Below are 1759 nucleotides of genomic sequence, written 5' to 3'. Positions count from 1 at the left end.
TAAATCAGCATTTATGTACACTGTTATCTACATTAAGCACATTGCAAGCACAGCCTGAGTATGCCATTCATTCTTTACCTATGTTGGCGCAAGAGGAAGTTTACCACTTGACTCATACATTAAATGAGACATCAGTGGCGTACGATAAAACAGCCTGTATTCATACCTTATTTGAGCAGCAAGCCCAACAGCAACCAGATAAGGTTGCGGTGGTCTTTGCAGATAAAATGCTGACGTATAAGCAGTTGAACGAGCAATCAAATAAAGTGGCGCATTACCTACGGGAACATCATGCTATTGGGTCAGACAGTTTGGTAGGCCTGTGTGTGGAACGCTCGCTGGAAATGGTGATAGGAATTTTAGGTATTTTGAAGGCCGGCGGCGCATATGTGCCATTAGACCCAAGTTACCCACAGGCGCGTTTGAACTACATGCTAGAGGATGCCGAATTATCCGTGGTATTAACCCAAGGCGATACCGCGCAGCAACTAGGGGGTTTTACTGGTGAGCTTGTTGCATTAGATGATAAAACACTCTTTGAGCATATATCGACGGACAATGACGAGAACTCAGAGGTGTTATCGCGGAATTTGGCTTATGTGATTTATACATCAGGTTCAACAGGGCAGCCAAAAGGTGTGATGGTAGAGCACCAAGCATTGTTTAATCGGATCCACTGGATGCACAATAAGTATGGGATGACTGCGGATGATAAAGTGCTGCAAAAAACCCCTTACAGCTTTGATGTGTCGGTGTGGGAGTTTGTGTGGACATTGGCATATGGTGGGCAGCTTGTGGTGGCTAAACCCGATGGCCATAAAGACCCAGAGTATTTGTGTGATTTGATCCAATCTCAAGGGATCACAAAAATGCACTTTGTGCCTTCGATGTTAGGGGTTATTTTAGAGCATAACGAGTTTAAAAATAGTGGCAGTGTGAAACAAGTTTTTTGTAGTGGTGAAGCGCTACAACAGGGTCATGTAAAGGCATTTAGAGACAATTTACCGACGGCTGAGTTACATAATTTATATGGTCCGACGGAAGCGGCGATAGATGTGAGTTATTGGGATTGTGCGGGTGACATTAGTCGTGGTGTTCCGATAGGAAAAGCCATAGATAATATTCAGTTGATGGTGTTAGATCCGCATTTAAATGTGGTGCCACAGGGTGCGATAGGAGAGCTGCATATCGGAGGGGATGGATTGGCGCGAGGTTATTTAAATCAGCCGACCTTAACCGCAGAGCGGTTTATTGATAACCCTTATTTAGAAGCGGGTTTGCCACATAGTTCACCGCGATTGTATAAAACAGGTGACTTAGCACGCGTTAGAGAAGATGGTGAAATAGAATATCAAGGTCGAATCGACCATCAAGTGAAGATCCGTGGGCTACGTATAGAGTTAGGAGAAATAGAGCATCAGTTAGGGAATGCGCCTTTGGTTGATTCTGCATTGGTGTTGGCCAAGGAGGTAGCGGGGTCAATGCAGTTGATAGGCTATGTCAAACCAACAGATACGCGACTAGAAGATGATAAGGGTACCTTTGTAGCGGATATAAAAGCGTCACTGGGTCGTGCTGTACCAGAGCATATGGTGCCGAGTTTAATTGTGGTTGTAAGTGAATGGCCACTTACATCGAATGGTAAAGTAGATAGAAAGGCTTTACCAGCGGTCGAGAGTCAGAGTTTAGAAACAGAGTATGTTGCCCCGCAAACAGAGACTGAACTAGGGCTGGTTGAGATTTGGTCTGAATTATTAGG

The 1759-nt window shown here is 44.6% G+C and carries 1 protein-coding gene; it reads left to right on the top strand.

Annotated features, from left to right (window positions below):
• Positions 1–1759: amino acid adenylation domain-containing protein (locus J8M01_RS23650; RefSeq protein WP_247671266.1), on the top strand; the 1759-nt coding region annotated here is incomplete at both ends.

Source organism: Pseudoalteromonas sp. MMG005 (assembly GCF_018101015.1).
GTDB lineage: Bacteria > Pseudomonadota > Gammaproteobacteria > Enterobacterales > Alteromonadaceae > Pseudoalteromonas > Pseudoalteromonas aurantia.
This window is presented reverse-complemented; position numbering and strand designations above follow the sequence as displayed.